Raw genomic sequence first — 26,596 nt, forward strand, 5'->3', positions numbered from 1 at the left:
TTTATAAGCGACAATTTACAATAAGCATCTCATTTAAAAATATTGGAGTTTTTCAGGTATGACGTCTTCAATACAATTGAAAGATGGTATTGCCAATACCGTTGCAAATGATCAGCCTCAAGGAATGATTATTAAAATTGTAGGCGCTGTCGCCGTTGCACATTTACTGAATGATTTAATTCAGGCGGTGTTGCCAGCCATTTATCCAATGCTAAAAGCAAACTTTACACTGAGTTTTGCTCAAGTCGGTCTGATCTCGTTTGTATATCAAATTACAGGTTCACTGCTTCAGCCTTGGATTGGACTTTATACCGATAAACATCCAAAACCATATCTTCTCCCACTCGGAATGGTCGTCACATTCTGTGGCATTATTTTGTTGGCATTTTCACCAAGTTTTGCTGTGTTGTTATGTGCATCTGCGCTAATCGGGGTAGGCTCTGCAACTTTTCACCCTGAAGCTTCACGTGTGGCGAGAATGGCATCGGGTGGGCGCTTCGGTACGGCACAGTCAACTTTTCAGGTGGGCGGAAATACAGGTACTGCCATTGGCCCATTATTAGCCGCTTTGCTGATAGTACCGTTTGGACAGCATGCAGTTGCAGGCTTAGTAATATTTGCACTTTTAGCGATTTGGGTTTTGTTTGGTGTAAGCCGTTGGACGGTGAGCCATGCTAAAAGTCAGGTGGTTGCACGTGCTACACAAGCACAGACTAAATTGCATGGTCGTAAGCTCATTCTTGCCTTAGGCACCATTAGTGTGTTGATGTTTGCCAAATTTACTTACATTGCCAGTATTAGTAACTATTTTACTTTCTACTTAATCCAAAAGTTTCATATCAGCATCCAGAGCGCACAGTTGCACTTGTTTGCATTTTTGGCTGCTGTCGCTTTAGGTACATTTGCAGGTGGCCCAATTGGTGACAAGATTGGTCGTAAAGCGGTCATTTGGGTTTCATTTGTTGGTATGGCCCCGTTTGCGTTAATGATGCCGTTTGCAAACTTGTTTTGGACAACGATCTTGTCAATTATGGCAGGTTTGGTGTTGTCATCTGCGTTTGCAGCGATGGTGGTTTACGCACAAGAAGCTGTTCCAGGCCGTGTTGGCATGATTGCAGGCTTAATGTTTGGTCTTATGTTTGGGGTGAGCGGTATTGCCGCAGCAGGGCTAGGGCATTTGGCTGATGTTAATGGTATTGAGTGGGTATTTGGTTTATGTTCACTTTTACCATTGCTTGGATTCGCAACGGCATTTTTACCTAATACCAAAGTTAAATAAAAAGTGTCATTCTGTTGTGTCAAATCCTTCAGTCATAAAAGGTTGGGGGATTTTTTGCGTTATCATACTGTGTAAGGTGAAATTATTAAAATGATCTATCATGGTTTTTCTGTAGTGTTGTTGAGCATGAAGTTGATCATTTAAATGGATTGTTGTTTGCGGAGCGTTTAGGATAAATGACACGGTGGTTATGGACGGTATGTTATGAGCAGTGAAATGAGCAAGAATAATTTAGAAAAAATTGAGTTAATGATTGAAACTATTAATAAAATTCATGCTGATTTTTCTCGTGATTATTTTGAAACAGGTCGCATTGAGAAAGTGAATCTTTCTAAAACAATTGCAAAAGTTCCTTATCAGCATATTACAAAATATCGTCTAAATTTGCATGAAAGTATTAATGATTATTTAATTAAAAATAAAAGAGGGTTTTTATTGCAATATTATTATCGAGTTAAAACACTTGAAAGTATTGATGATAAAATAAAAAGATACTCTGGAAATACTGACCAATACCCTGTAAATAATTGGCTAAATGATATTTTTGGTGCCCGTGTAATTCTAAATACGCTTGAAGTTGAAGCAATTAGTGAGTTGCTTGATGAATGGCAAGAAAAGTATGGATTGAAAAACTGGTATTACCGAGATAAACAAGGCTATAAGGGATTGCATGTGTATTTTAAGAATAAATCCAATTTTTATTTTCCATGGGAATTGCAAATTTGGGATGAAAAAGATGAATTAACTAATATTGAAAATCATGAAAAATATAAACGAACATTTGTTTAATATCGCATACAAATTTTAAAGCAAGAGTAATGGCAATATATGATTATTGGACTAAATTCTGATTGAAACATGAAAATGGCTACCGAAGTAGCCATTTATATTTTAAGCAATCGAATCATCTAAATTTGGTCCTAACCAGCGTTTCGCTTCATCCAGTGTCCAACCTTTACGTTTTGCATAATCTTCAAGTTGGTCCTGAGAGATTTTACCTACGTTAAAGTATTCACTTTGTGGATGAGAATAATAGAAACCACTGACTGACGATGGCGGCATCATTGCAAAGTGTTCAGTCAGCTTGGTGCCTATTTTATCGGTAGAACCTAACCAGTTAAACAAAGTCGCTTTTTCTGAATGTTCAGGGCAGGCAGGATAGCCCGGTGCAGGGCGAATTCCCACATATTTTTCTTTAATCAATTCTTCATTGCTTAACGTTTCATTGGCTTGGTAGCCCCAATATTCTTTACGAATCCGTTCATGCAAATGTTCAGCAAAGGCTTCAGCAAAACGGTCAGCCAATGACTGAACTAAAATTGCAGAGTAGTCATCACCTTTGGCTTTATACTCATTTGCCAATTCTTCAGCACCAAAAATTGAAACAGTGAATCCGCCTAAATAGTCTTGCTGAGTTTGGTCAGGGCGAATAAAGTCAGCCAAAGACAAGTTTGGTTTGCCCGTGACTTTATCGGATTGTTGGCGGATATGTTCAAAGTGATGCGTGATTTTACCTTGCTCATCAAATACAGCAACAGTATCGGCAGCAGTACGTTCAGCAGGGTATAAACCAAACACCGCACGAGCATCAAAACGTTGGTTATCGATAATATCTTTGAGCATCGCTTGCGCTTGATTATACAAATCAATTGCCGCTTCACCAACCACTTCATCTTCTAAAATTTTCGGGAATTTACCTGCCAAGCTCCAAGAAATAAAGAATGGTGTCCAGTCAAAATATTCGACAAGTGTTGCAAGTGGATAGTTTGTTAAGACCTGTGTTCCCAAAAGATTTGGTTTTGGTGGTACATAGCTTTCATCAATTTTAAAGCCATTCTCAACCGACTCTTTATAAGTCAGTTTTGCAGCTTTTGGCTGTTTATTGGCTAAACGTTCACGGATTTTGGCATATTCCGCTCGGTGTTCTGCAATATATTCGCCCCGCATTTCTTTAGAAAGTAACGTTGTAGCAACACCGACAGCACGGGAAGCATCTGCCACATAAATCACCGCATCATTTTGGTATTGAGGGTCAATTTTTACAGCAGTATGGGCTTTGGATGTCGTTGCACCACCAATCAAGAGTGGAATATTAAATCCTTTACGCTGCATTTCTTTGGCAACAAACACCATTTCGTCCAAAGAAGGAGTGATGAGTCCTGATAATCCGATAATATCGACTTTTTCATCGATTGCCGTTTGTAGGATTTTTTCGGCAGGGACCATCACACCAAGATCAATAATGTCATAACCATTACAACCCAAAACAACGCCTACAATATTTTTACCAATATCGTGAACGTCGCCTTTCACAGTGGCCATCAGGACTTTACCTTTTGACTCACCATCGGCTTTTTCAGCTTCAATGTATGGGTTCAACCATGCAACTGCCTGTTTCATCACGCGTGCAGATTTGACCACTTGCGGCAAAAACATTTTACCCGAACCAAACAAGTCACCCACGACATTCATACCAGACATCAATGGACCTTCAATCACATCGAGTGGGCGTTTTGATTGTAGACGTGCTTCTTCGGTATCTTCGTTAATATAAGTCGTGATCCCTTTGACCAAGGCATATTCTAGACGTTTTTCAACAGACTGATTACGCCATTCAAGGTTTTCAGCCTCTCGAACAGTACCACCTTGACCACGATATTTTTCTGCAATTTCTAAGAGTTTTTCGGTTGCATCATGTCTACTTTCACCTTGGTTTTGGTTGAGTACAACATCTTCAACGGCATCTTTTAAGTCTTTTGGAATGTCATCGTAAATGGCAAGTTGGCCTGCGTTGACAATCCCCATCGTCATGCCTTGCTTAATGGCATAATACAAAAACACTGCATGAATGGCTTCACGTACAGGTTCATTTCCACGAAAAGAGAAAGAGACGTTGGATACCCCACCTGAAATCATGGCATTTGGTAGATTTTGTTTAATCCAGCCTGTGGCTTCAATAAAGTCCACTGCATAGTTGTTGTGTTCTTCAATCCCTGTTGCAATAGCAAACACGTTCGGGTCGAAAATGATATCTTCCGATGGGAAGCCAACGTCATTGACCAAAATATCATAAGAGCGTTTACAAATTTCACGTTTGCGTTGTGCGGTGTCCGCCTGACCGTTTTCATCAAAAGCCATGACAATGACCGCAGCACCATATTGGCGACATAGACGTGCTTTGTGTACAAACTCGTCATAACCTTCTTTTAAGGAAATAGAGTTAACAATCGGTTTACCCTGAACGCATTTCAAGCCCGCTTCAATAATTTCCCATTTTGATGAGTCAATCATCAGCGGAACACGTGAAATATCAGGTTCAGAGGCAATCAGATTGAGAAAGGTCACCATTGCTTGTTGCGAGTCAAGCATCCCTTCGTCCATGTTGATGTCGACTACTTGCGCGCCGCCTTCAACCTGACTTCGGGCAATATCGAGTGCTTCACCGTATTGTTCTTCACGAATTAAACGAGCAAATTTACGTGACCCTGTGACGTTGGTACGCTCACCAACGTTTACAAATAAAGAGTCATCATAAATGTTGAATGGTTCTAAACCACTTAAACGACAGGCTGGAGTCGTTTCAGGTACATGACGTGGCGGCAGGTCTTTTAGTGCATTAGAAATGGCACGAATATGGGTAGGTGTGGTTCCACAACAACCACCAGCAATATTTAAAATCCCGCTTTCAGCATAATCTTTTAAAAACGCAGCCGTTTGTTCGGCAGTTTCATCATAACCGCCAAAAGCATTTGGCAAGCCAGCATTTGGATGGGCTGAAATATAGACATCGGCTACATCGCTGACGGCTTTGACGTGTGGGCGCATGGCATCTGCACCCAAAGCACAGTTAAAACCAACCGAAAGAACATTGGCATGACGTACCGAGTTCCAGAACGCTTCGGCAGTTTGACCTGTCAGTGTGCGACCAGAGGCATCGGTAATGGTTCCTGAAATCATGATCGGTAAAGTACGACCAATGATTTTAAACGCTTCTTCGACTGCAAAAATGGCAGCTTTACAGTTTAAAGTATCAAAAACTGTTTCAATCAAAATAATATCTGCACCGCCTTCGATGAGGGCTAGGGTAGATTCAATATAATTGTCTTTGAGTTCATCAAACGTAATATTACGAAAGGCGGGGTTGTTCACATCGGGTGAAATTGAACATGTCCGAGAGGTTGGCCCTAAAACGCCTGCAACAAAACGAGGTTTGTCTGGGGTAGAGTATTTTTCACAAGCTGCTTTGGCTAGACGTGCGGCTTCACGGTTGATCTCTGGAACGAGGTCTTCCATATGATAGTCTGACATGGAAACACGTGTACCGTTAAAACTGTTGGTTTCAACAATATCTGAACCTGCTTCCAAATACGCTTCATGAATGCCTTGAATAATCTGTGGTTGTGTTAGAACCAATAAATCATTATTGCCTTTTAAATCATGTGCCCAGTTTGCGAAACGCTCACCACGATAGTCTTCTTCTTGCAATTGATGCTGTTGAATCATCGTTCCCATTGCACCATCGAGCATCATAATTCGATGAGCGAGAATTTCTTTTAAAGTATCAAGCGTTGACATACACAGCCTTAATTTAGTCAGCCAGAGCGGGGAAAATGACCTATTATACGCAGGAATTATTGAATTTGGACATTCAGTCCAATTTTGATTATTTCAATTTCTGATAAGCGATATTGGTAATCATGTGCCTGCCGGATCGATATATAAATCAAGCGGGGAAGGCCAGTTTAGCTTTTTATTATTTTTGAAGATTTATACCTTTTGTTTGATTTTATTTGCCCATCAAGCCATTTTGGCAACATGTGTTATTAGATCGATATCTACAAATTTAAAAAATATGATGTGATCGTCATCATATTGAAATATTTTAGCTATTGAATATCGTATAACAATTGATCCGTTAAGGTGTGGGAAAGGACAAGAATGAGCAAATAGTATTCATGCAGACAACATGCGTTGTATTAAAAACATTCAAAATTGTGCAATCTGATTCAAAATGAAAACAAAATTCAAAAAATTGTTTTTTCTGAAAATCAGAATGTCATATAATTGTCACAATTTAAATGAAGAATAAGGGGACTTTTTGATCCTCTTTACATGACTGCATGAATTCAAATATTCCTCCTGCACAAAAGTCAGTACAACTTGAGCCAGTAAAGCCATCAAATGTACATGCACCGACGCCTAAATTTTTTACGCCAGTGTTTTTGACGGTTATTATTGCGACATTAATTTATATTGCTTTGCAAGTGAACGCTGATTTAGCCCATGTTCCATCGTTAAATCTGTATTCCGTTATCCTTTTATCTACCGCTTTGGTTATTGCCTTGGGGTTCGAGTTTGTAAATGGCTTTCATGATACAGCTAATGCTGTAGCAACCGTAATTTATACCAACTCCTTATCTGCACCTGTCGCTGTAATGTGGTCAGGTTTTTGTAATTTTTTTGGTGTGATGCTTGCCAGTGGCGCTGTCGCTTACGGGATTATTGCGTTATTACCTGTAGAACTCATCATGAATGTGGGGAGTGGTGCAGGTTTTGCGATGGTCTTTGCATTACTGATTGCCGCAATTATCTGGAATTTAAGCACATGGTTCTTAGGAATTCCTGCTTCTAGTTCTCATAGCTTGATTGGTTCAATTTTGGGTGTTGGAATTATGAACCACCTGTTGAACCTTTCTACAGGCGTCAGTGGTAGCGGCGTTGATCTGGATCAGGTAATTAAAGTTGGAAAGGCGTTACTGTTTTCTCCTTTGATTGGTTTTGCATTTGCTGCTTTGGTTTTTGTTTTAGTTAAAGTGGTTTTTAAACGCCATCTTGCTTTATTCCAGCCACCAAAAGGCACAGAACCACCACCACTTGTTATTCGTGCATTGCTGATTTTTACCTGTACAGGGGTAAGTTTTGCACATGGCTCGAATGATGGGCAAAAAGGTATGGGGCTCATCATGCTCATCCTTGTTGGTCTGGTTCCTCTGGCTTATTCTTTAAATAAAAATATCGATAGTCAGCAGCTACAAGATTTTAGTCAATTGTCTGCTCAAACAGCGGTATTGATTGCACCCAATAATCCAAAAATTGACGATCAAAAAGCATCACAAGTATTGACTCGTTATTTGCAAGATAAGCAAGTTACCCCTGAAGTCTTACCTGCATTGGCAAGTATGACGCATCATTTAAGTCAAGAAATGGTGCAATATAAATCAGTAAAAGATATTCCTGAGAAACAAGTCAGTGAAATCCGCAATGAAATGTATTTAAGTACTACGGCATTGAAAACGCTGGGTAAAAAAGATGCATTACCACATTGGGATGAAGCACAGCAGAAGACTGTAAAAACATACCAAAAAAATCTGGATAGTTTCTTGCAGTATATTCCGACATGGGTAAAAGTTGCAGTTGCTTTAGCACTTGGTCTTGGAACAATGGTGGGTTGGAAACGTATTGTTGTTACCGTGGGCGAGCGTATTGGTAAAGACCATATGAATTATGCGCAAGGGATGTCTGCCGAGTTGGTTGCAATGAGCACGATTGCTGCCGCAGATGGTTTCGGTTTGCCTGTTTCAACAACGCATGTTTTAAACAGTGCGGTCGCAGGTACTATGGTTGCCAATAAATCTGGCCTACAGTGGGCAACGATTCGCAGCATTATTTCGGCTTGGGTCTTAACTTTACCAATTACCATGTGTTTGTCTGGTGGTTTATATTGGTTGTTCTTGAAGTTTGTATAACTGAATACCAGCATAAATTTTTGATATAAAAAAACTTTGCCGAGGCAAAGTTTTTTTATATGTATTTTTTAGATTAGCGTTTAAATGAAAGTTTCTCTTTGACCAACCCATAAATCGCAGAAAAAGGAAGGGCTGTACGTACCAAGTAGGCGGCATTCCATAACCCACCATGATTTGCACCATCCATCATTAGTTCTAAAGGATGATCCAATTTATTTTGAGGGTTTGCTAAAGCATCAGGGTTACGCAAATCGTGAATCCACATTGCAGCCATAATGGCATTGGTGGTTTCAGGTTCAAATGCTTCAACATCAAATAAATGTGCACCCGCAAAAGCTGCTTTGAGTAACGGATTTTTGGTTACGGAATGCGTTGTAGTTGAAGGTGCAATATTAATACAGACATGTTGTCCTTGTTCTCTGGCAACGGTAGCCCGCCATTGCTGAATGCGTTTTGCCAGTGCATAGTTTGGACCTTGTTCCAGTACCAGACAGTCTGCAATACTATAATCTTTGCCATTATCCGCACGGATTAACTGATGCGTATGCGGTTTAAGAAAACGATGGATTGTGAGTCGGGAGATGCCCTTAGCAAGGAGTTTTTCCAAAGAAGAACATTGTTTTACTTTTTGCTGTGCTCTTGCCATCACCTGATGCGGAACAGCGTAGATATCTGTAGGTGTACACATAAACATCAAACTGCTGTCAGGTTTTTTTGTACTGACATATTGCATGATTGCATCCATTGCCATCGCAACACGAACATGTTTTTCACCATCTAGGTAGGCGATTGCTGCTAAGTCTAGATGTTTTGGCATTTCGGCAAGCCATTGGGCAATTTCAGGTGTTTGTGTGAGTAAATTTGCACCTAAATTTTCTGCGATTTGATCTGTTTGAGTCAAACGCTGATTTGATGGTGCGATCAGCGTTGCATTGCCTTGTTGAATCGTATTTAAAATGCGTGTCCAAACTTTTTCACTAGGTAAATCAACGGCAACAATATTGGCTTTCCATTTAGACAGCCATGTGAGCGGACCTGCTTCGGAACCTGCACCAAATAAAACCAAAGTACGGTCAGATAGATCAAGCCATTCAGGATGAGCGTGTACTGTTCTTAGAGCCTGAGCATGACTAGGTTCAATAATGCCTTGTTGTTCCCATCGTTCTAGTTGATTGAGTAAGGTTTGACCTTGTAATTTCTGACCTTGATATGGAATATACCATTCGGGGGCTTGAGTGCTTTGTCCTTTTATGGTCATGCTATATAAACGATGGATGTGGGGAATATCCATAAAGTCTTTGAGGGAAACTTTAGAGCCATCACGATAAAATTCAAAAAGTTGATGTGCTTTTTGTAAGCCATGTTCTGCAATTTTAACGGGGTTCTCACATAAACGGATGCCGTGTTCTACCATTGATTTAAAATAGCGAGGATATTTTTTTCGCCAGTTTTTTTCTTTTAGCACGTCTTGAGAGGCTTTATTATCCACCAAAGCAAGTGCTTCAGATAAGATCTGTTGACCAGTACGAGAGGTACTAATACGTTGGTGCTCTTCGTCTAGAGGAAATTGTAGTCCTTCTGGTGCGTCTGACATGCACATTGTCCTTTAAAATTACACTACAGTCGTATTTTATTATTATGGCGTGACAAAGACCTTTGTGCCTAGCATTTATTGCCAAATTTGAGGTAAAAATGTAGCCAATGATAACAGCTTGTACAAAAGTTTGATTCAAACAGGTCAAGCGGCAGGGCTATTGATGATGAGTGGATTGGGATATCCAATCATCAATAGACCTGAGAGTTTAGAATGGAAGTTGGGTTAAAGCTGATAAGAAATGTGGCAGAACTTTGGGATTGACTAAAATCGTTACAACGACACCATAAGCAGCACCCCAAAGGTGTGCGCTATGGTTGATATGTTGTCCTGTTCTTTTGGCAGACCAAATGCTATATCCCACATAAAGGACCGCAAAAATAATCGCTGGGACTGGAATAAAAAAGACCAGAATTAGACTCCATGGTTTAAACAAGATATAGGCAAATAAAACAGCAGAAACAGCGCCCGATGCACCTAGACTTGCCCATTGATAGTCATTTTTATGTTTGATGTAGCTCGGTAAAATTGCAAAAATCAGCGCACCCAGATAGAACAATACAAATCCCATATTAAAGGCATATTGTCGATAAAACTGTTCAATGGCACTACCGAAAAAGAACAAAGTAATCATATTAAACAGAAGGTACGTACCATCGGCGTGAACAAAACCATGCGTAATAAAACGATCATATTGACCTTTTTGCATGGCAGGCGGCCAAAAAATCAGTCGGTTCATGACGGCTTGATTTGAAAAAGCCAGCAAGGACACAATCACTGTAATAATAATCAGGGTAATACTATGATTAAAAGGCAAATGAAGCATAAAATTTTATCGCAAATATTTAAGTCAGTATGAAGGGTAAAAAAGAATTCCGACAATTTTAGTTGATTTTTCTCAATTACCCCATATTTTTAGTTAAAATACAGCCTTCATATTGAGGAAAGCAAACGTCATGTCGACTGAGAACAACAACTCTGCGGTGGCAGGAACAGAAGAAATTCCAAATTTATTGATCACACCGACTGCTCAAGAATATTTAGCAGATTTACTGGCAAAACAAAATACGCCAGGAATTGGTGTTCGTATTTTTGTAGAAAGTGCTGGGACACCTCGTGCAGAATGTTGTATGGCATATAGTGCTCCAGAAGAAGTAGTACCTACAGACTATAAACAAGATTATCCAGATTTTCCTGCATTTATTGATGCACCGTCTATTCCTTATTTGCGTGATGCAGTTATTGACTATAACAAAGACCGTTTTGGTGGTCAGTTAACTTTTCGTGCACCAAACTCGAAAGTACCACGTGTTGGACCAGATGCGTCAATTGAAGAGCGTATTATTTATATTCTTCAAGCAGAAATTAACCCTGGACTTGCAGGTCACGGTGGTAACTGTTCTTTGGTTGAAGTGGTCGAAGATGCTGAACATGGCTTAACGGCTGTCTTGAAATTTGGTGGTGGATGCCAAGGCTGTTCAGCAATTGATGTGACTTTGAAACAAGGTGTTGAAACTACTTTGCGTGAGCATATTCCAGAGTTACAACGTGTGGTTGACCAAACTGACCACTCGCAAGCTGAAGGGGCTTATTTTAAATAAGTCTGCTTTGCTTTAAAAAGATCTCCTTGTGAGGTCTTTTTTATCTCTTGAGAAAAGCAAGGAAAGTCATGCGGTTTGGTGTTTTGAATTGAGCTAAAGCCAAATAGACACGGACTGAGTAAATAGATGATATAAAAAATACCTATTGGTTTTGATGGTGTTATCAAACAAAGTCTGAAAGTCAAATCTATGCCCATTGGCGGCTTAATTTGATGCGCTTGATCCAATTAAGCCTGACCATCTGCCTCGTTATTTTTTCATGTTCGGGATAAACAGGTTGTCACGGGATTTTGTTTGCGGCACAGCGCATCATTGACTGCTGTGAGTTTGCGTGAGGAGTGTACGGGTTGCATCTGAATAATAAAATTTCACTAACAATGTGCGTGCTCGCTGACGAAAATAACCCGTAGAAACCAGTCTAAAAATAAGCGGTTCAATGAGGTTATATAATTCATTTTGAAGTAAGTCTGCATGAATATTTAAATCTTGCAAAAGTAAATCGAACGGGCGTTGTTGGTTGCGGATATACCACGTATAAATTCCATCATGTAGTTGTTGTTTTAAATAATCACTTTGGCGCAAATATTCCCAAAATTGATTGATCAGATCAGTGATTTGAGGCAAGTCTTCTAAAACCACATAATTTTTCAATACACTCAATGGCTGGTTTTTAATTTTGTGCCATAAATTTGCCTGAAAATGATAGAGTTTCTCATCATCAAAATGCTGATTCAGGACCTGTTCACTCAGTTGGCTTAATTTTAGGATGTTTTTTTGCAAATAGTTTGCAATCGTGTCATCCAGACGGCTGTCGGTAACGGTTTCTAAAACAGATTTTCCCATTTTCATAAAGCGTCCAACATTTGGAACGCGTTTGTTCATGCTATGGTCAAGATAGTCTTGAAGCGTATGCTGAATAAGCTGGGAAATTAAAGCACTAAATGAAGGGTGGTTCACGATGTTATGAACCAGTTTTATGCGGTGTTCACTTTTACTTGAAATATATTGGGCGAGTCGGTCAATTGCCATAACATCGAATATATCTTCAATTTTGGTGCTGTCATTGATATCGTGGCTGAGTGCGAAATGAAGATGTGTCGCACATTGTTCGATAAAAAAATCACTGAATGGGGTATTTAAAATTTGTTGTTGGATGAGTTGTTGAAGCTGCTCAACTTGCCAAAGGTCTTGTAGTGTTTGGCTTTTAAACCAATCAAAAAATGATTGGCATTCATTTTGTACTGTGGAAGATGTACCAAATTCTTGCTCTAAAAAATCGAGGTGTGCTTCAATGAGTTGCTCAATAAGGGGATGTGGTGTGTAATCAGTCATCAATAGCTACAGCACAAAAGACATGTGTTTGAGTATAACGTGTCTAGAGGGACAAAGAAGGTGTAAATCATGTGTATGTTTAAAAAAAGCGCGGATGATGAACTTGGCAAAATCAATTTAAAGTCGGCACGATTGATCGCACATAAAAAGCAAAAATCGTCAGTTTAAAAATATTCATGCTCATCAATCTAAATGCGTGAATCATCTAAGCTCAAGAACAAGAAAAAAAGATGTTTAGAAATGGAATAGGTCTCTATTTTTTGTCTTTTAATGGAAAAATAATAAATTCTGTTTTTTGTCTGCAAAGTTTTAAGTAGGGTGTTATTTTAGCAACATATTATATATTAAAGTAAATTGTATGTAGGAATAATTTGAGTTTAAAAAAATAGAGAAATGAGTTGAAAACAATAATTTTTGTCAATGACAAACGTAGCATCTGACTTTACAATGTAAGTCACTCTTATCGGTCAGTGAATGGGAAAAGTATGTTAACGGCACAAGAAGCCCTTGAACGTTTAAAACAAGGGAATCAGCGTTTTATCAATGGAAAATCTTCTATTGCAAATGTAGTTTCTCATGAGCAGCGTACACAATTGGCACAGGATCAAAATCCATTTGCAATTGTTTTAGGTTGTTCAGATTCACGTGTTCCTGCTGAAATTGTATTTGATCAGGGATTAGGCGATTTGTTTGTGATTCGCGTTGCGGGCAATATTGTGGCACCTTCTCAAGTTGGAAGTGTTGAATTTGCAGCAGAACGCTATGATTGTGCGGTTGTGGTGGTGTTGGGTCATAGTCATTGTGGCGCGATTCAGGCAACGATTGACACGCTGATGAACCCAGAGCAACCCCCATCAGCCAATTTAATGTCGATTGTAAATCGGGTACGTCCTTCAGTTGAAATTTTATTACAAACTGAATTAAAACATGACCTATGTAAGTTATCGACCCATGCGGTACGTTCAAATGTATTTGCATCGGTGAATCAATTACGTCATGGTTCGGCAGTACTTGAGAGTTTAATTGCCAAAGGTAAATTGATTATTGTCGGTGCCGAATATTCATTGGAAACAGGCGAAGTCGTTTTCTTTGATTTTTAAATAAAATGAAATAAGAAGGGCACTGATTTTAGTGCCTTTTTTTATGCCTGATGGTTTTAAAAATTAAGGTTTAGCGTGTAATGCCTGTTGAATATAAGGATATGCATTATTTAAAAGAATCGATTGCGCCTGTGCATTGGGATGGATTAAATCTTTTTGCATGAGTTGAGGATGTCCTGCAATTCCTTTCATGAAAAATGGCAAGTATTTAACCTTGTATTGTTGGCTTACTGAAAGGTATGTTTTTTCAAAGGCTTGTGTGTAGGCTTGTCCATAGTTAGGTGGAATTTTCATCCCCAGTAAAATCACTGTTGCTTGACTTTGCTGGCTTAGACTGACCAATTTTCCTAGATTTTGCTGCAAGATTTGAGGCGGCTGCCCACGTAAACCATCATTACCACCGAGTTCAATGACCACAATATGGGGTTTATACGTCTGTAATAGGCGGGGCAAACGTGCAAGTGCGCCCGAACTGGTTTCGCCACTGACACTGGCATTGACCACTTGATGTTTTTTCGGATACTGTTGATTTAGGCGCTGTTGTAATTGCGTCACCCAACCTTGTTGCGGTTGTAGCCCATAACCTGCACTAATGCTATCACCCAAAATCATGATTGTTTTGGCATAAACAGCAGCAGGCAAACACATAACAATTAGACAGTGAACGGCTTGTTTAACGCGTAAGGCAATGAGCATCCACATCTCCCTTGATCTGATCAGCTAGGATTTTTTATCATGCCACAACTGATAATTTCAGCACAGCATTTAAGTCAACAGATTCAAATCCAACATAAAACCCTCACGATTTTGCAACAGATCAATCTTGAAATTGTGGAAGGCGAACAAGTCGCCATTACGGGACGTTCTGGTTCAGGAAAATCGACATTATTGGGCATCTTGGCAACGCTAGATCGGGCAAGTTCGGGTGAGTTGTGGTTGTGTGGGCAACCCGTACATACCTTAAATGAGGAACAACGAGCCAAATTGCGGTTGCAAAATGTTGGTTTTGTTTTTCAATCATTTCAGTTGCTTGCACATTTATCTGCACTTGAAAATGTTTTGTTGCCGCTGAGGTTGCAGCCCAATTTTGAATATGCCAAAGCAGTGCGACAGGCTGAAACAATGTTGGAGCGTGTGGGATTATCTGACCAGATCTACCAAATGCCCAAAGTGTTATCGGGTGGGGAACAACAACGTGTCGCCATTGCCAGAGCCTTGGTGACACAACCCAAAATTATTTTTGCCGATGAACCGACTGGAAATTTAGATCGTCAGACTGCACAGGACATTGAACAGCTTTTATTTGAGCTAAACCGGGAAATGGGTGTGACTCTGATTTTGGTGACACATGATTTAAATTTGGCAAGTCAATGCCAACGACATTATGAACTTAAAAGTGGTCAGCTTTTTGTCGTACAGCATGATAAGGACGGCGGATGATGAATACCTTATTTAAACCGTTGTTACAGCAAAGTCTGCGTAACCAGAGTTTATGGTTACTCATGATCGCATTAAGTCTGGCGATTTGTGCAACGACAGCGTTAAAGTTTAGTAATGGTCAAATTCAACAGGCCGTGCGTTTACAAGCAGCACAAATGTTGGCGGCTGATTTGGCTTTGACAGATCAGAACCCGATTCAATCGCAATATGTGAAACAGGCACAACAACTTCAATTACGACAGTCGCAGGTGATGGTTTTTGGCACGATGGCCCGAACCGATAATCAATTTGTGATGGTCACGGTAAAAGCGGTGGATCAACATTATCCCCTGAGAGGGAAATTGCAAATTTCGTCGCATCAGGCACAGATTAAGCAAGGTCAAGTTTGGTTAAGTCCCCGAGCGCAAGAACTCCTCAAGGTAAAACTCGGGGATGAAGTGTCTATTGCTGATGCCAAACTTAAATTTACAGGGATGATTCAACGAGATTTAAATCAGGAAATGGGCTTTTCTGGATTTTCTCCTACCGTGATTATTTCCAATCAGGATATTGCACAAACCCATGCTGTCCAGACTGGCAGTCGTATTGAATATCGGTTATTGCTTTCGGGTACATCAACACAGATTCAAAACTATCAACAATGGTTTCAGCAACATCATGCACAGCTTCAGCATGAGGCTCAAAATCAGGTAACAGGAAATCTGTTATTGCGTGATGCCAGACAGGGCAACAGTCGTTTACTAAGACCGCTGCGAAATTTGGATTTATTTTTGCAATTGAGCAATTTGATCACTGTTTTGCTATGTGGCATTGCCATTGCACTAGCAAGTCGCCGTTATGTACAGCAAAGTCAGGATCAGATGGCATTACTTCGCTGTTTGGGTGCAAGTCAACGTCAGATTCTAACAATGGTTATGCTCTTGATGTTGAGTATTATGATTATTTCGGCAGTAGTAGGGTGCATCGTTGGCCTAGGCATAGGTGGGTTATTACTGCAAATCATGTTGCAGTTCATTCCAAATTTAGATTTGAGCTTATTGGGTTTTGAAAGTTTATTGCCATCGTTAGGAATCGCATTGTTGACCAGTAGTTGTGTCTTGTTTGGCTTTATGGCGCCCAATATTTATCAACTTTTTAAGATCCCACCCATTCGAGTCATTCGACCAGAAAGTGTCGCACAAGGTCGCTATGTATGGACTGCGATAACAGGCATATTTAGTTTAGCTGTCCTGAGTTTTATACTCACAGGTAATTTGAGTTTAACGCTTGGTTTGCTTGTCGCTATTTTATTGATTGGTGTGGTGTTTTTTAGTCTGTTGTGGTTGTTTTTAAAATGGCTTAAACAACAGAAAAATCGATTCTCTGTCTATGCGCGTATGCCTGCACAAATGGCAAGTTATATTACCGTTTTGGCATTGGGTGTGAGTCTAATGTCGGTTTTATTGGTGCTTAAAACAGATTTATTTAATCGTTGGCAACAACAATTACCTGCAAATACGCCAAACCAATTTGTTTATGGTTTGCCGCCTATGGATAAGCCTGCTTTTGAAAAGCAGCTATCGCGCAACGGTTGGTCACATACACCGTTATATCCCAACATTCGTGCAAGGTTGATTGCTAAAAATGGTCAGGCTTTTTCTAATGAATTAATCCAGCAGAACAATAGCTTAAGACGAGAATTAAACTTGACGCAATCGGCTGTTTATCCATCAGATAATCGTGTTGTACAGGGCACGGCTCAATTGGAAAAAGCAGGTGAGGTTTCGGTAGAAGAAAAAACTGCACAGGCTTTAGGAATCCAACTAGGAGATCAATTAACTTTCCAATTGCCTGAAGGAAACCTAAATGCAAAAGTGGTCAATTTTAGAAAAGTGACTTGGGAAAGTTTTAGTCCAAACTTCTTTTTTATTTTTGCACCTAAAACTTTAGATGAAAATGCAGGAAGTTATTTGGGGAGTTTCTATGTTCCACCACAGGATAAAACCGAACTAATTGATTTAATTCAGAATAATAGCACCACAGTATTTATTGATATTAGTAATATTCTTGAACAAGTTAAAGCATTATTGGGAATATTGGTGAAAGTCATCACCATTTTAGCGACGCTCGTGGCAATTTCTGGTTTTTTGGTATTGGTTGCCTGTTTAAATTTATTGATGGATGAGCGTAGATATGAAGTGGCTTTATTGCGGGCTTTTGGGAGTTCACAGCAACAAGTAAAACGAATGTTTAGTCTTGAATTTGGTTTTATTGGTGCATGTGCAGGCATTATTGCCTGTATTTTTGCAGAAGTGATTAGTGCAATTGCTGGGTATAAGCTTGGCTTAAATATGCAGTTTCATTTGAATCTGTGGCTGATTTTACCTACGAGCATGACGTTGATGTGTATTTTGATTGCACGTTATTGTTTCCGCCATATTTATCAAGTTTCTCCATTGTTGGCACTTCGGGAATGAGCATCTGAGGTTGTTCTACTGCATTGTTTAAATTTACAAATTGCTGAATCGTTCCATATTGACCTTAAAGTTCACTTTAAGCTTAGAGTAAATGGATAAGCAAATAAGAGATTGAACATGAAGTTATTTACTGAACTAACTTTACCCAATGGCGTTGTTCTTCCAAACCGGCTCGCAACAGCCGCGATGGAAGAGAATATGGCAGATGAGAATCAAGCACCATCAGAACAATTAATGACATTATATAATACTTGGGCGAAAGGGGGTGTTGGGCTGATCATTAGTGGCAATATCATGGTAGATCGTCATGCAATGACAGGGCCTGGCGGTGTGGTACTCGAAGATAAAACCGATCTTGAAAAATTTAAAAAATGGGCATCTATTGGTCGTTCACATGGGGCAGCATTTTGCTTGCAAATCAATCATCCTGGACGTCAAATGCAATCTAATTTAGGGCAAAAAACATGGGCGCCCTCTGCAATTGCTTTAGATTTGGACAAACTTTCCAATCGGTTTAATACGCCATACGTCATGACAGAAGACAAGATTCAAGAGGTGATTCAGCGTTTCGCAACGACAGCACAGCTTGCTGAACAAGCAGGATTTACAGGTGTAGAAATTCATGCTGCACATGGCTATTTGCTCAGCCAGTTTCTTTCGCCATTAACCAATCATCGAACTGACCAATGGGGTGGTTCTTTGGAAAATCGGGCAAGGATGCTTATTGAAATTGTTAAAGCGGTACGAGCCATTGTTTCTCCAACATTTGTCGTTGCTGTCAAACTCAACTCAGCAGATTTTCAGCGTGGTGGTTTTAGTACAGATGATGCAAAGCAAGTCATTTCGATGTTGAATCAATATGCAATTGATTTTGTCGAGTTGTCTGGGGGGAACTATGAAGCACCTGCAATGCAGGGGCGGGCACGTGATGGTCGGACACTGGCTAGAGAAGCTTACTTTTTAGAGTTCGCTCAAGAAATTGGTAAAGTTGCAAATATGCCGATAATGGTAACAGGTGGAATTCGCCGTAAAGCAGTTGCAGAAAATGTAGTAGATCAAGGCATTGCGATTGTAGGTATGGCAACGGCTTTATCAGTAGAGCCAAATTTACCTCATTTGTGGCAGCAAGGAAAAGATGTTATTCCAGAAATAAAACCCGTCATGTGGAAAAATAAAGTCTTTGCTTCACTGGCGAATATGGCTGTTGTCAAATTTCAATTGAATAAACTCAGTCATGCGGAAGCACCCCATCCAAATGTTTCTCCTGCGTGGGCATTGTGTGTACACCAAGCGACAATGCATTGTCGGACCAAGCAATATAAAAAACGGATGGCGCAATTGGGATAATATTTTGAGCGAAGGAAAAAGCTGCTTCGGCAGCTTTTTAAGCGATTTGGATTGTGGCTGGGGAGTGAAACTTGTAATTAAGTTGCATGATAAAGAGGGCCCAATAACCGCTGTGTATTTTCTTCACAACTGATATCTTGAGGGGTATTTTGAATCGCTTCGACCATTTCAAGCAAATTTTTTTTGTTTTTGGCAAGTTTAATTTCAAGCTCCTCAATTTCTTTAACTTTCTGATTCAAAATATAAACAAGCTTATCCTGATCCCAACCTGCGACATGGGGCGGTAAAAATGTCTTAATTTCAGCCAAAGAAAAACCAACCTGTTGTGCTTGTTTAATCAAGAAAAGCTGTTGGAGATCTTGCGTTGTATATTCGCGATAACCATTTGCCTTGCGTTTGGCTTTTGGCAATAATTTGATTTGTTCATAATATCGAATTGTTGGAGCGTTAAGTCCACTTAATTTTGATAAGTCACTAATATTCATAGATGATTTTATAAAGTTTCCAATTAATATTTATTTTAAAGCATGAGAACCATAAGTTTAGCTTAATTTAAGAGCCGCATTTGTTCCAAAATAGCATGCCATAAAGGTTCAATTCCGACCACCAGATGCTGACAATATAAATAAGCTGCAATAACAGTCAATGTACCAAAACAGAACCCACAGATGATTGCCAACTTTGGATGCTGTTTCTGTTGCAGCAGCATCCAGATCAGTCCAAGTAAAGCACCCATTAACAACCCGCCCAAATGTGCGGCATTATTAATATTAGGTGTGAGTAATCCAATTCCAAAATTTAACCCAATAACCAGTAGTAAGGTGCGTTTGAGCAAAATAAAAGACTGATCGGGAAGTGGCGGGAAAAAGGACAAAATTGTTAATGCTCCACCGATTCCCATCACAGCACCCGATGCGCCTGCATTCAAATGTGGCAGCAAAGCCAGATCGTGTTGTTGTAAAAAAGCGTAGCTATTATGAATGCTGAGCCAACTGCTAAGCAAACTACCAGATAATCCACACAACAAATAAAGACTTAAAAAATAGAAACGTCCGAAAATTTGCTCTGCAATATGACCAAAAATATAAAGTGCCCACATGTTGAGGGCTAAATGAATAAATCCAAAATGAAAAAAGATACTGGTAAACAGGCGTTCAGGTTCTTCTAAGAAAGTAAGCGGAGAATAGTCCGCACCCCAAATTAACGCATCAGTCACGCTGGGTTGCTGTGGATCTACGCCTGTCGAAATTTGCCATAAATATAGACCTGCATTGAGCGCGATCAATACCGCAGTCATCCACCATAACTGTAAATTGATTTGCTGGTGATAAAATGAAGGTTGTCTTATTTTTGGCATGTTATGCTGTGTCACTTTTAAAATCTCAGCTTAACATAAGCATGCTTGCAGAAGGGAGCGCGTTGTAAGAATGAAATTATTGATTCAGCGTATTGTAATGTTGATGTTTGGTCTTTTTTTACTGATTCAACTCTGGATTTTTCTGAGTTTATGTTGGTGGAAATTTTCACCTGTTCAGACCACAATGTTTATGCGTATTGATCAATGGCAACATCCTGATGCGGTGATTCACCATCAATGGCGTGACTATGACGAGATCAGTGACCAATTTAAACGTGCCGTAATTGCAGGGGAAGATGGCAAGTTTATTCATCATCATGGATTTGATATTGATGGAATGATGGCGGCATTGCAGCGAAATAAAGAAGATGGGGAAATTGTGGCAGGTGGCTCGACGATCTCTCAACAATTGGCAAAAAATCTGTTTCTTTATAATCAGCGTTCATTTCTTCGCAAAGGGCAAGAAGCGATTGCAACTTGGATGATGGAAATGTTGTGGTCTAAGCAACGGATTTTAGAAACATATGTCAATTCGGTAGAGTTAGGCGAAAATATCTATGGTGTTGAAGCTGCTTCACGACATTATTTTCATAAAAGTAGTGCACATTTAACCCGTGATCAGGCGATTTTTCTTGCAGCATTATTGCCCAATCCAAAATATTATCAAGAACATCCAAACGACAGTAAATTCAAATTTCGAAAACGTTTTATTGCCAAATATATTCGATATAGTCAATTACCTGAATAATTGTAGAAAAATGGTATGTTTTTGAATTTTAATACAGAAATTTTATGAAATTGTCATAAAGATGAAGCATACTAACGCTATAGATTAAAAGATTACGGAACAGAGCATGAATACCGAGGTATCTCCTACACCGTCAACAGCATCTAAAGCACTTATCGCAAGTGAATATGCGTATAATGATCGTTATATTAATCGGGAATTATCGATTCTTGATTTCCATTTACGCGTTTTAGAACAGGCAGTCGATCCACGACATCCTTTGCTTGAACGGTTTAATTTTCTACTTATTTTTTCACGTAATTTAGATGAGTTTTTTGAAATTCGTGTTGCGGGAATGATGGAACAGTTGACGTTAAGCAATGAAAGCCATACGCCAGATGGTTTAACGCCAAAACAAGTCTTAGAAAAAATTTCCAAAACTGCACATGAAGCGATTGAACGTCAGTATCGTATTTTAAATCAGGAAATTTTACCAAAGTTACGTGAAGAAGATATTTGCTTTTTGCGTCGTGGTGAATTGACTCCAGCACAAACGGTATGGATTCGTAAATATTTTCAGGAACAGGTTGCACCTGTATTAACACCGATTAGTCTAGATCCTGCACATCCATTTCCACGTTTGGTCAATAAAAGTTTAAACTTTATTGTGACTTTGGAAGGAAAGGACGCATTTGGTCGTCAAATTGATTTGGCGGTTGTGCCTGCACCACGTTCATTGCCTCGAGTCGTTCGTTTGCCAGATGAATTGACAGACGGCAAAGAACATCATGTGATGCTTTCCGCTATTATTCATGAACATGTGTCTGATTTGTTCCCTGGCATGACGGCAACAGGTTGTTATCAGTTCCGTGTGACACGAAATGCCGACCTTGCATTGAATGAAGATGTTGAGGATTTGGCAAAAGCGTTAAAAGGTGAGTTAAGTTCACGTCGTTTTGGTCGCGCAGTTCGTTTGGAAGTGACAGAAAATTGTCCGCAACAGATTTATGACTATCTATTAAAAGAATTTGAACTCAGCGACAAAGAATTATACAAGGTCGATGGCCCTGTCAACTTAGCACGATTATTGTCGAATTTTAAACGCCCACATCTTAAATATGATGCGTTTACACCTGTTATTCCAAAAGCATTGACCAAGGCTGAGAATATTTTTGCTGCAATGCGTAAGCAGGATATTTTGTTACATCATCCATTTGAATCTTTTGCACCAGTTATTTCTTTTTTACGTGAAGCAGCACGTGACCCACAAGTGCTTGCGATTAAACAAACGCTTTACCGTAGTGGTGCGAACTCTGAAATTGTTCAGGTTTTGGCAGAGGCTGCCCGCAATGGTAAAGAAGTGACTGCGGTCATTGAGTTACGTGCGCGTTTTGATGAAGAATCAAATATTGAAGTTGCCAACGTATTACAAGAGGCGGGAGCTGTCGTTGTTTACGGTATTGTGGGATATAAAACCCATGCCAAAATGATTTTGGTGGTACGCCGTGAAAACAATAAATTGGTGCGTTATGCGCATTTGGGGACAGGGAACTACCATGCAGGTAATGCTCGAATTTATACCGACTATGGTTTATTGACCACCGAAAAAGAGCTGTGTGAAGACGTCCATCGTATCTTTCAGGAACTGACAGGTATGGGCAAAATGGCAAAATTAAAAAAATTGCTGCATGCACCATTTACCCTGCATAGTCATTTGATGGGATATATCGAGGATGAAATTAATGCGGCTAAAGCAGGAAAAGAAGCCCGAATTATTATTAAAGTCAATGCATTAACTGAAGTCCAGTTGATTAATAAATTGTATGAAGCATCACAGGCAGGTGTACAAGTTGATCTGATTATTCGTTCGATTTGTTGCTTACGTCCGGGCTTGCCGGGGTTGTCTGAGAATATTCGAGTGCGTTCGATTGTGGGACGTTTCCTAGAACATACACGCGTTTATTATTTTGCGAACCAAGGGAATGCACGAATTTATTGCTCAAGTGCAGATTGGATGGATCGTAATTTATTTAACCGTGTTGAGGCATGTTTCCCAATTGAAGATCCAGCATTGCGTAAACGCATTTATCAGCATGGTTTATTGAACTATTTGAAAGACAATCAACGTGCATGGTCGTTACAAAGTGATGGCACTTGGGAACGCGTAAAACCTCAAGAAGGTGAAGTTGCATATAGTGCACAACTGGCTTTGTTAGAGTCTTACAAATAAGCTTGTCATTTAAAATGAAAATAAGAGCCGAAAATGGCTCTTATTTTTTATGGGATTGCTACTTTTTTGCTTGAATGACCAATCGCCTATAGGCAAAGCTAAGTAGAAGCGAGGTGCAGATCATAAGAAAAAGTAATTGTGGTAAAACAGTGATGGTGCGAGCACCGATCTGATTTAACTGTATAAACATTTGAATACCATGCGTAGATGGAAGGCACCACGCAATGATCTGTAAGAATTCAGGCATTGCCTGATGTGGCCATGCAATACCTGAAAGTAGAAAAAGAGGAATAGAGGTTATCACCAAAAGATGCCCAGTTCTTTCCTGCATATCCAAATACGATGCGATGAACATACTTAATGCAACGACCGCACTGATATAAATGGGTACTGCCAATAGCATGCCGAAAAAGTTTCCGCCACGAGGATAATCATATAACCAGAAAATAAAACCAAATAGATAAAAGCACCCTAAACAACCAACAGTAAAAGCACTGGCAAAGTGAGCAAAGAATTCGGCTGAAGAAGGTTTCCAATGTTGTTCACGATATCTTGCAATAAGCATCGTAAACCCGAGCAAAAGCGTCTGATGAATAATCAAGGGAGCGACTGCGGGAAAGATATAACTACCATAGCCCGAAAGTGGGTTAAATAGGGGGGAGGAGTGAATACTTGGGGTTAAATTAAAATGTGAAACTTGGGTAAATTGTGCCGAATATTCACGGACAACAGCTTCAATTGCTTGAGCCAGTCCAGCCCCAACATCTTTTAGGCGAACCAAATAGGCGGCACTTAAATAAAGCCCTATACCACCTGTTTCACCACGGCGTAGGCTTTCACTTAAATGATCGGGTAAATATAAAATACCTTCTGCTTGCTGATTTTTCAGCATATTTTGTGCTTCAGCAAAATTAACGGTTATACGTTTGATTGAAATATTTGGACTTTGTGATGCGGCTGTAATAATGGCATTGCTGAGTTGGCTTTGTTCCTGATCAACAATCACAATCGGTAATGCTTCGGCATGTTGTGCCTGATATGCGGTTGGGTAAAAGAATCCGTAAATGATAATGGCTAATATCATGGTGGTAAAAACCGATGAATTTTTAGCGATATTTTTAAAGGCCTGAATATAAAATTTGAAGAAGTTTTTCATGTGACAGGCTCCTTCTGAATTTTACGCAAGAGCCATTGACCAAGTCCAAAGTAAACACATGCAGAAATCAGCAGAATCAACAGTGGAAGTAAGGAAACACTGAGGCTACTGCCGATCACCCATTGTTCAGTTTGCAATTTGACATACGGTGTATAAGGCAATAGTTCTGACCAAAAGCGGGTAAATACGGGGGCGTTGTTCACAGGCAAGGTCACGCCAGCAAAACTTAAAGATGAACCGCCATAAACCGCAATGACACCAAAAGATTTGTTTAAGTTTTTGGTTGCCAAAACAATCACGCTACTAATACAGGCGTAGGTGAAATACATAAAAAATTGTGCAATGAGCACGAGCCAGACACTTCCTGCGATGAACCATCCACGAAAGGCCACCATCCAGAACATCCACAGCCAACTCCATAAACAAATGATGATGACATGAACTAAAATTTTGCCAAACAGTGCTGAAACAGGTGAGTTTCCTAACCATTGATCAACAGTTTTAAATTTGAGTTCTTGCCCGACACTAAATGCAACCGTACAACATAACAGCAGATGCAGCATGGCTGGAATTACAAAGGGCTCTAAAAAGAACTCATAATTCATGTCAGGATTATAAAGTACGGAAAGTTTCAGATGTGGTGTTGGCGTACCCAAATAGGGCAGTAGGTTCTGGAGGTAATCCTCTCCTAAAAAATTGGCAGTTGCCTGATAGGTCGCCAGTTGCATCGCACCTGAAATGCTATTACCGATGCTATAAAACGACTGGTTATAAAAAATGCCAATTTGAGCATCTTCACCTTTGACGAGCCGTTGTTCAGCACCTTCAGGAATGCTGACATATCCCCAAATTTGGGTTTTATTGAGCAAGTGTTCAGCTTCTGTGGTTTGTTGGGTAATAATAGTCACAGCAACAGATTGATTTTGCTTTAAATATTGAGTGATATTACGACTTAACTGGCTATGATCCTGATCAACAATGGCAATAGGTAAATGTTCGGCTTTGCCCGCATAAAACATGCTGCCAAATAAAACCAAAATGAGCAATGGCGCAAGTATGAGCATGCTCAAGTCCCATTTGTGTCGCCGTAAATATTGCAGTTCACGCAACATGCTAGACAACATTAGTGTTTTTCCTGTTGAATTTTAAAAATCACACTCATACCCGCTTTTAAACCCGAAATGGGTTGTTCGGGTGTGAGATGCAGTTTAAAGCTACGAATATCATAACCACCTGTTTGGCGTGTATTTTTTATGGTGGCAAAGTCACCCTCGGCATTAATACTTTCTACTTTGAATTGGACGGTTTTATCCAGTGCAGGAATTCTTCCTTCAATACTTTTTTGTTGATAGATATTGGCATATTGATCTTCTCGAACATTTAAACTGACCCAAAGGTGATGCGTGTCTAACAAACTGATCACAGGCACTCCGATGACCACAAGCTCGGAAGGTTTATTATAAATTTTTGAAACTGTACCCGAAATTGGGGCGAGCAACTTTGTTTCAGCAACCAGTGCATTGACCTCGTTGACGGCAGCTTTTGCAATATCGACTTGGGCAGAGGCGATAGAGCGCTGTTCGGTTGTCCCTCCTGCCTTGGCACGTTTATATTGCTGATAGGCAGCTTCAGCTATTTCACGACTTGATTTTTGGGCAGCGAATAATTCATCACGACGTTGGCGAGAGATTACGCCTTGTTGATAGAGTGTTGTACCACGTTGATATGTTGTGGCTGCCAAGTCTGCCTGTGCTTTTAGACTTTGCCAAGTGGCGTACAGTGTGTCGGCATTTTCTTCACGTGCACCGCGGTCTGTTGTTTGTTGTAACGCAAGAGCAGATTGTAAGGTGGCAAGAGCTTGCTGTTTTTTTGCATCAATTTCAGGACTATAAAGACGTACCAAGGCTTGACCTTTGGTCACAGTTTGTCCCTCTTCAACATAGAGTTCTTCAACTCGGCTTGGAACTTTGGTACTCACATGAATCGTGTCTGCTTCTACACGCCCTTGAAGTTCAACCCATTGTGGTTGGTAACTTTTCCAAAGACCAAAAGCAATCAGCATGAGAAGCAATAAAACGACCACCACTACAATCATTTTAATTTTGGTGTGTTTTTGATTACCCTCAGTTTTTTGTTTTGACGGTTCATCGACATGAACAGGCTTAGCATTTTGGTCTGAATGCTGATTATTTTGATATTCATCGGATTGATTCATGAGATTCTTCCTTCAG

General features: G+C 39.9%; 20 protein-coding genes. 10 read left to right on the top strand and 10 right to left on the bottom strand.

Going from position 1 to position 26,596, the window contains the following annotated elements; translation table 11 throughout:
* The first annotated feature begins 58 nt into the window (after positions 1 to 58).
* On the top strand, positions 59 to 1,279 hold the full coding sequence (locus tag ABDV70_RS07065; RefSeq protein ID WP_343596572.1) for an MFS transporter: 1,221 nt from the start codon (positions 59 to 61) through the stop codon (positions 1,277 to 1,279).
* Between the two features lie 216 nt (positions 1,280 to 1,495).
* Positions 1,496 to 2,068 carry a GTP pyrophosphokinase gene (locus ABDV70_RS07070; RefSeq protein ID WP_343596766.1) on the top strand — a complete coding sequence of 191 codons (573 nt, stop codon included), beginning with the start codon at positions 1,496 to 1,498 and terminating at the stop codon, positions 2,066 to 2,068.
* Positions 2,069 to 2,170: 102 nt separating this feature from the next.
* Here ABDV70_RS07070 and metH read toward each other — a convergent pair whose 3' ends face one another.
* Positions 2,171 to 5,854: a methionine synthase gene (gene metH, locus ABDV70_RS07075; protein ID WP_343596573.1), complete on the bottom strand. Its 3,684-nt coding sequence runs from the start codon at positions 5,852 to 5,854 to the stop codon at positions 2,171 to 2,173.
* Positions 5,855 to 6,399: 545 nt separating this feature from the next.
* On the opposite strand from metH, the gene ABDV70_RS07080 reads away from it, so the two are divergent.
* Complete coding sequence (locus ABDV70_RS07080) at positions 6,400 to 8,025, top strand: inorganic phosphate transporter (protein WP_343596574.1); 1,626 nt, start codon at positions 6,400 to 6,402, stop codon at positions 8,023 to 8,025.
* A 73-nt stretch (positions 8,026 to 8,098) separates the two neighbouring features.
* Here ABDV70_RS07080 and ABDV70_RS07085 read toward each other — a convergent pair whose 3' ends face one another.
* Positions 8,099 to 9,619 (bottom strand): hypothetical protein, encoded by a 1,521-nt coding sequence (locus ABDV70_RS07085; protein ID WP_343596575.1) that lies wholly within the window; start codon positions 9,617 to 9,619, stop codon positions 8,099 to 8,101.
* Positions 9,620 to 9,827: 208 nt separating this feature from the next.
* On the bottom strand, positions 9,828 to 10,445 hold the full coding sequence (locus ABDV70_RS07090) for a rhomboid family intramembrane serine protease (RefSeq protein WP_343596576.1): 618 nt from the start codon (positions 10,443 to 10,445) through the stop codon (positions 9,828 to 9,830).
* A 130-nt stretch (positions 10,446 to 10,575) separates the two neighbouring features.
* On the opposite strand from ABDV70_RS07090, the gene nfuA reads away from it, so the two are divergent.
* Positions 10,576 to 11,220, top strand: coding sequence for a Fe-S biogenesis protein NfuA (gene nfuA / locus ABDV70_RS07095; protein ID WP_343596578.1), 645 nt, complete (start codon positions 10,576 to 10,578; stop codon positions 11,218 to 11,220).
* A 309-nt stretch (positions 11,221 to 11,529) separates the two neighbouring features.
* Here nfuA and ABDV70_RS07100 read toward each other — a convergent pair whose 3' ends face one another.
* Entirely contained in the window at positions 11,530 to 12,552 is a 1,023-nt protein-coding gene (locus tag ABDV70_RS07100; protein ID WP_343596580.1) for a hypothetical protein, read from the bottom strand.
* Between the two features lie 485 nt (positions 12,553 to 13,037).
* On the opposite strand from ABDV70_RS07100, the gene ABDV70_RS07105 reads away from it, so the two are divergent.
* A complete protein-coding gene (locus ABDV70_RS07105) occupies positions 13,038 to 13,652 on the top strand; it encodes a carbonic anhydrase (protein WP_343596581.1) in 615 nt (204 codons plus the stop codon).
* 63 nt (positions 13,653 to 13,715) lie between these two features.
* Here ABDV70_RS07105 and ABDV70_RS07110 read toward each other — a convergent pair whose 3' ends face one another.
* Positions 13,716 to 14,300, bottom strand: a complete 585-nt coding sequence (locus tag ABDV70_RS07110) for an arylesterase (protein WP_343596768.1) — start codon at positions 14,298 to 14,300, stop codon at positions 13,716 to 13,718.
* An 87-nt stretch (positions 14,301 to 14,387) separates the two neighbouring features.
* Here ABDV70_RS07110 and ABDV70_RS07115 point away from each other — a divergent pair, with 87 nt between their 5' ends.
* The 3 genes from ABDV70_RS07115 to ABDV70_RS07125 all read left to right on the top strand — a co-directional run bounded on the left by ABDV70_RS07115 (position 14,388) and on the right by ABDV70_RS07125 (position 18,895).
* Positions 14,388 to 15,092, top strand: coding sequence for an ABC transporter ATP-binding protein (locus tag ABDV70_RS07115; protein ID WP_343596583.1), 705 nt, complete (start codon positions 14,388 to 14,390; stop codon positions 15,090 to 15,092).
* Entirely contained in the window at positions 15,092 to 17,548 is a 2,457-nt protein-coding gene (locus ABDV70_RS07120; protein WP_343596770.1) for an FtsX-like permease family protein, read from the top strand. Before ABDV70_RS07115 ends, ABDV70_RS07120 begins: the two co-directional genes overlap by 1 nt.
* A 117-nt stretch (positions 17,549 to 17,665) precedes the next feature.
* On the top strand, positions 17,666 to 18,895 hold the full coding sequence (locus ABDV70_RS07125) for an NADH:flavin oxidoreductase/NADH oxidase family protein (protein WP_343596585.1): 1,230 nt from the start codon (positions 17,666 to 17,668) through the stop codon (positions 18,893 to 18,895).
* Positions 18,896 to 18,972: 77 nt separating this feature from the next.
* Here the strand turns inward: ABDV70_RS07125 and ABDV70_RS07130 are convergent, their stop codons facing one another.
* Both ABDV70_RS07130 and ABDV70_RS07135 read right to left on the bottom strand, forming a co-directional pair.
* Complete coding sequence (locus ABDV70_RS07130) at positions 18,973 to 19,380, bottom strand: MerR family transcriptional regulator (protein WP_343596586.1); 408 nt, start codon at positions 19,378 to 19,380, stop codon at positions 18,973 to 18,975.
* Positions 19,381 to 19,442: 62 nt separating this feature from the next.
* Positions 19,443 to 20,252: a rhomboid family intramembrane serine protease gene (locus ABDV70_RS07135; RefSeq protein WP_343596587.1), complete on the bottom strand. Its 810-nt coding sequence runs from the start codon at positions 20,250 to 20,252 to the stop codon at positions 19,443 to 19,445.
* A 70-nt stretch (positions 20,253 to 20,322) separates the two neighbouring features.
* On the opposite strand from ABDV70_RS07135, the gene mtgA reads away from it, so the two are divergent.
* Positions 20,323 to 21,000, top strand: a complete 678-nt coding sequence (mtgA, locus tag ABDV70_RS07140) for a monofunctional biosynthetic peptidoglycan transglycosylase (RefSeq protein ID WP_343596589.1) — start codon at positions 20,323 to 20,325, stop codon at positions 20,998 to 21,000.
* Positions 21,001 to 21,106: 106 nt separating this feature from the next.
* Positions 21,107 to 23,209, top strand: coding sequence for a polyphosphate kinase 1 (ppk1, locus tag ABDV70_RS07145; protein WP_343596590.1), 2,103 nt, complete (start codon positions 21,107 to 21,109; stop codon positions 23,207 to 23,209).
* A 58-nt stretch (positions 23,210 to 23,267) separates the two neighbouring features.
* Here the strand turns inward: ppk1 and ABDV70_RS07150 are convergent, their stop codons facing one another.
* Genes ABDV70_RS07150 through ABDV70_RS07160 form a run of 3 tightly spaced genes read right to left on the bottom strand, consistent with a single transcriptional unit; the run spans position 23,268 to position 26,580 of the window.
* The gene (locus ABDV70_RS07150; RefSeq protein ID WP_343596591.1) at positions 23,268 to 24,365 is read right to left on the bottom strand and encodes an ABC transporter permease; all 1,098 of its coding nucleotides are present in this window, start codon (positions 24,363 to 24,365) and stop codon (positions 23,268 to 23,270) included.
* Positions 24,362 to 25,489: an ABC transporter permease gene (locus ABDV70_RS07155; RefSeq protein ID WP_343596593.1), complete on the bottom strand. Its 1,128-nt coding sequence runs from the start codon at positions 25,487 to 25,489 to the stop codon at positions 24,362 to 24,364. Before ABDV70_RS07155 ends, ABDV70_RS07150 begins: the two co-directional genes overlap by 4 nt.
* Positions 25,489 to 26,580: an efflux RND transporter periplasmic adaptor subunit gene (locus ABDV70_RS07160; protein WP_343596594.1), complete on the bottom strand. Its 1,092-nt coding sequence runs from the start codon at positions 26,578 to 26,580 to the stop codon at positions 25,489 to 25,491. The genes ABDV70_RS07155 and ABDV70_RS07160 overlap by 1 nt, the downstream gene beginning before the upstream one ends.
* Positions 26,581 to 26,596: the final 16 nt, after the last annotated feature.

The sequence above is a fragment of the Acinetobacter sp. genome (genome assembly GCF_039596015.1).
Classification (GTDB): domain Bacteria; phylum Pseudomonadota; class Gammaproteobacteria; order Pseudomonadales; family Moraxellaceae; genus Acinetobacter.

Bases quoted from the DNA above. Each gene is read 5' to 3' on its own strand.
- ABDV70_RS07065 (WP_343596572.1), top strand. From the start codon at position 59: ATGACGTCTTCAATACAATTGAAAGATGGTATTGCCAATACCGTTGCA.
- ABDV70_RS07070 (WP_343596766.1), top strand. From the start codon at position 1,496: ATGAGCAAGAATAATTTAGAAAAAATTGAGTTAATGATTGAAACTATT.
- metH (WP_343596573.1), bottom strand. From the start codon at position 5,854: ATGTCAACGCTTGATACTTTAAAAGAAATTCTCGCTCATCGAATTATG.
- ABDV70_RS07080 (WP_343596574.1), top strand. From the start codon at position 6,400: ATGAATTCAAATATTCCTCCTGCACAAAAGTCAGTACAACTTGAGCCA.
- ABDV70_RS07085 (WP_343596575.1), bottom strand. From the start codon at position 9,619: ATGTCAGACGCACCAGAAGGACTACAATTTCCTCTAGACGAAGAGCAC.
- ABDV70_RS07090 (WP_343596576.1), bottom strand. From the start codon at position 10,445: ATGCTTCATTTGCCTTTTAATCATAGTATTACCCTGATTATTATTACA.
- nfuA (WP_343596578.1), top strand. From the start codon at position 10,576: ATGTCGACTGAGAACAACAACTCTGCGGTGGCAGGAACAGAAGAAATT.
- ABDV70_RS07100 (WP_343596580.1), bottom strand. From the start codon at position 12,552: ATGACTGATTACACACCACATCCCCTTATTGAGCAACTCATTGAAGCA.
- ABDV70_RS07105 (WP_343596581.1), top strand. From the start codon at position 13,038: ATGTTAACGGCACAAGAAGCCCTTGAACGTTTAAAACAAGGGAATCAG.
- ABDV70_RS07110 (WP_343596768.1), bottom strand. From the start codon at position 14,300: ATGTGTTTGCCTGCTGCTGTTTATGCCAAAACAATCATGATTTTGGGT.
- ABDV70_RS07115 (WP_343596583.1), top strand. From the start codon at position 14,388: ATGCCACAACTGATAATTTCAGCACAGCATTTAAGTCAACAGATTCAA.
- ABDV70_RS07120 (WP_343596770.1), top strand. From the start codon at position 15,092: ATGAATACCTTATTTAAACCGTTGTTACAGCAAAGTCTGCGTAACCAG.
- ABDV70_RS07125 (WP_343596585.1), top strand. From the start codon at position 17,666: ATGAAGTTATTTACTGAACTAACTTTACCCAATGGCGTTGTTCTTCCA.
- ABDV70_RS07130 (WP_343596586.1), bottom strand. From the start codon at position 19,380: ATGAATATTAGTGACTTATCAAAATTAAGTGGACTTAACGCTCCAACA.
- ABDV70_RS07135 (WP_343596587.1), bottom strand. From the start codon at position 20,252: ATGCCAAAAATAAGACAACCTTCATTTTATCACCAGCAAATCAATTTA.
- mtgA (WP_343596589.1), top strand. From the start codon at position 20,323: ATGAAATTATTGATTCAGCGTATTGTAATGTTGATGTTTGGTCTTTTT.
- ppk1 (WP_343596590.1), top strand. From the start codon at position 21,107: ATGAATACCGAGGTATCTCCTACACCGTCAACAGCATCTAAAGCACTT.
- ABDV70_RS07150 (WP_343596591.1), bottom strand. From the start codon at position 24,365: ATGAAAAACTTCTTCAAATTTTATATTCAGGCCTTTAAAAATATCGCT.
- ABDV70_RS07155 (WP_343596593.1), bottom strand. From the start codon at position 25,489: ATGTTGTCTAGCATGTTGCGTGAACTGCAATATTTACGGCGACACAAA.
- ABDV70_RS07160 (WP_343596594.1), bottom strand. From the start codon at position 26,580: ATGAATCAATCCGATGAATATCAAAATAATCAGCATTCAGACCAAAAT.